Here is a 3,925-nt window from a genome sequence, read left to right as displayed (position 1 = left end):
CCATTGGTGCCGCCATCGCCAAGCTGCAGCGTGCCCATATTGACCTGGGAGCCACCCGTATAGCTGTTCTCACCCGTCACGATCAACGTGCCGGTGCCTTCCTTGACCAGGCTGCCATCTCCGTCGATCACGCCCGTGATTTTGTTGGTATTACCTTCCGTGTCAATCGAACCATTGTTCGCGCCAAGCGTGACATGGCGCGCCGTGTCAAAACCATTAGAAAAGCGAAGCGTGCCGCCATCAATACGCACGTCTCCAGAAGCATCGCCCAGATTCTCATTGGAACCAACTTCCAGAACACCAGCCTTGATATCCGTGCCGCCCTTATAGCTGTTGATACCGGTCAGAACCGTTTCACCAGTGCCCGTCTGCTCAAAATGCCCGTCACCGCTGATCGTGCCCGCAAAAGTATAATCATCAGAGCGATTAATGCCAAAGCCTGCACCGGCTGCAACATCGACATTGCCAATTATACTACCCGTCTTGCCGCCATTGCCGATCTGCAAAATACCAGCATTGACCTGCGAGCCGCCAGCATAGCTATTCTCACCATCCAGAACCAGCGTGCCAGTTCCCGTTTTGACCAGCTGCCCAGCACCATCAACAGAACCGCCAAATTCGACCAGATTGGCATTCGTGTTGATCACGCCATTATTGGTACCCAAAGTGACCGTGCGATCCTTGCCAAGGGTTGCCGGCGCGGCAAAGCGCAATTCACCACCATCAATCAGAACAGACCCATGTTCATCGCCCAGATTATGATCACGTTCGATTTCCAGAACACCGCTCGTGATCTCAGTGCCTCCAGCATAAGTGTTATGGCCGGTCAGCTTCGTGACACCGGTCCCCTTCTGCACCACCTTGCCCGCACCGCTGATCGTGCTATCGAGCGCTATATCTTTTGACAAATCCGTCGAGAAGATCGTGCCGGCTGCAAGATGCACATCCCCTTCAATACTGCCCTGTGTGCCGCCATTCCCGATCTGCAATTCGCCATGATTGACCGTGCTGCCACCCATATAGGTGTTCTCACCCGTCAAAATCGTCTTGCCAGACCCCTCCTGGATCAGCGCGCCATAGCCCGACAGCGTTCCCGAGATCGTATAGACATCCGAACGATTGATCTTCAGTTCGGCCTCATCCTGCTCGTTGGAGCCAATCACAATATTGCCGGTGACACTGCCCGTGTTACCGCCATTGCCAAGCTGCAACGTGCCCTGGGTGATTTGCGTGCCGCCCGTATAGCTATTGTCGGCTGCAAGGATCAAAGTGCCAAGGCCGGTCTTGTTCAAGCCAGCTGTGGTAAGAAGCTGGTTTTCCACCGTGGCAGTGATCATCTCACTGCCAGCCGTATTCGTACCGACCGCCACAACCGACTTCGCACTTCCCTCACCCGTCAGGACAAGCCCGTCGCCTTTCAGCGTATAGCCATCCACAAGGAACATCATGCCATCAGATGCGACCTGGCCATAGGTATCGACAATCGTCACTTCACCACCAGTGCCGCTGAAGATCGCCATTTCATCGTTCGGCCAAGCCGTATTGACGGCACCGCTCGGCGTGGTCCAGCTATTATTGCTGGCTTCATTGCTCCAAATCCCAGTACCGCCATCGACCTGGCCATTACTTGGACCATTCGGCCCATCCCAATAGGAAACCGTAGCACCACCGGTCGATAGAAGCAGGACCCGGTTTGCTGTATTCGTATCGATAACAAAGCTGACACCGCTTGGGGCTGTGCCAAGCGTGAAGCCATCATTTTGCAAAGTGCCATAATCGAACAGGCGATAGGCGCCTTCGCCAAGCCCGCCAAGCGATTCCACATTCAGCGTTCCAGCCAATGTGAGTTTGCCCTTCACGTCAAATAACGCACTGGCACCCGGATCGAACAGGCTGAGCTTCGCATCGACGACGCTGCCCGTGGCCAAGGTCAGATCCTGGTCAAAGGTCAGGGTCTTGCCCTGCGTGCCATAGAGCGTACCGCCAGAAGCAATCGACGTATTGCCCAAAATCTCGCCAGAACCCGACAGATCGCCTGTGGCCGAGACATTGACCGTCGAGCCAAGCTTATGATCGACAATCAAGGTGCCATTGGCCGCCGTCGTGCCGGTAAAGCCGCTATTGTCGCCCGTCAGATGCAGGGCGCCCGGACTATCGACCTTCAGCGTGCCGCTCCCGGTCAGACTGCCCTGATAGATCTCCGCATTGGAATGATTGAATTCCAGCGTGCCAGCACTTGCAATGGTGATCGCGCCCTTGACAGTCCCGTCCAGCCCGCCATCGCCAATCTGCAACGTGCCCTGATTGATCAGCGTGCCGCCAGTATGGTCCAGATTAGCCCCGATAATCAGCTTACCGGCGCCATTCTTGATCAGCTGGCCCGAGCCGCTGACATCATTGTCAAACTGGTAATTATCCGAACGGTCAACGATCAGATTGCCATTGTTGAGGACGATATTCGCTTGACTGACCGAACCCGTTGCAGCGCCATTGCCAATCTGGACAGCACCGCCATTCACCACCAGGTCTTCGACAAAGTCATTGGCACCCGTCAAAATCAGCGTGCCAGTCCCTTCCTTGGTCAGACCGCCAACCCCGCCAATCGCGCCGGAAAGCGTGTTGATGAAATTTGTGGATACAACATTGCTGCTCTGTGCAAGCTCAATCGCATTGGCAACCGTGAAAGCAGAACCAAACTCCAGCGAACCGCCATCCAGCGTCACAACGCCACCGGCCGCACCCAGACTGCCGGCAACGCTTGCGACAAGCTTGCCCTCTTCAATATGCCAGGGCGTAATGGCGCTCGTCGATCCAGACAACAGCAACGTATTGCTTCCCGTTTTGCTCATTTTGGCAAAACCGTCAAAAATTCCTATATTTAAATCTAATGTTTGGTCTTCATCATCGCCGACAAGCAAACTTGCATTCTTCGCGCCACCAATAGCGATTACGGCTCCCTGAATACTGGAACCAGAATGCAATTCCAGAGTCGCATCGTTGCCTGCAATAACAATAGCAGCAGCGCCAGCTTTTTGACTTTGACCCGGGGCAACAATTCCTTCGTTGATAAAGTACCCGTTGTCCCCAATCCGAACCCCTGAACCCGCAAACGCCTGATTTTCGGCGGATTGTGCGTTATCGCCAGCATCGCCGCCCTTGACTGAGCCCAAATTTGTGAAATGTGCTCCGTTCATAACAAGAACACCATCGCCGCCTGCTCCAGCACCAGCCAAATTCTTGGCCGCTGTCCCGGTAAGCCCCTTCCCGGCAGCACCACCTTTTCCTCCAACTATCAGAGCACCCCGAACATTTATAAGCTCTCCACCTTCGAGAACCGTACCAGCCCCCCCACCACCGCCCCCGCCAGCCGCATCAGGCAAAGTCCCGTCAGCTACTGCCGCCCCACCAGTCCCCCCACCACCGCCAGTGATGACAAGGTCAAGATAGGTTGATAAGAACTGGTCTTTTAGAAATACGCCCGCGCCGCCGCCACCGCCTGCTCCAGCATTGAGATGTGCGCCACCTGCCTTTCCGCCATTACCGACAATTTGTGTAAGTCCAGAGCCAATATTTGTAGCCCCTACTGCGCCTCCGGCGCCACCAGCTCCACCTCCTGAATCCCCAAGGCCGGTTGCACCAGTCACCCCTTGTCCACCAACAGCTAAGACGCTCCTTTTGTCGCCGACTCCTTTTTTATTGTAAGCAGAACCACCCCCACCATTTCCTGCGCCCCCGTGATTACCCCAGGTTGGCGCCGTACCGCCGCTGTTACCCAACAGATCAAGCGCTTGGGCTCGATTTATATCGCCGAGAACAACAGTCACTGCGGCGGTTGCAATCAGCGCGGCCCAAAGGGCTGCGGTGGCAAATCGTGGTGCGCTGTTCAATGCCGACGAACCCGCAAGCGCTCTGGCGCGGTGTTTCA

At 55.5% G+C, this 3,925-nt stretch carries 1 protein-coding gene; it reads right to left on the bottom strand.

Annotated elements, in window-relative coordinates:
- On the bottom strand, window positions 1-2,849 hold a 2,849-nt coding region (locus tag ACTJKP_RS26480; RefSeq protein WP_440632780.1), incomplete at its 3' end, for an autotransporter-associated beta strand repeat-containing protein.
- Window positions 2,850-3,925 lie beyond the last annotated feature (1,076 nt).

This window comes from Brucella sp. 22210 (genome assembly GCF_052045675.1).
Classification (GTDB): Bacteria; Pseudomonadota; Alphaproteobacteria; order Rhizobiales; family Rhizobiaceae; genus Brucella.
The sequence above is the reverse complement of the archived record's forward strand: the minus strand, read 5'-3'. Positions and strand labels throughout refer to the sequence as shown.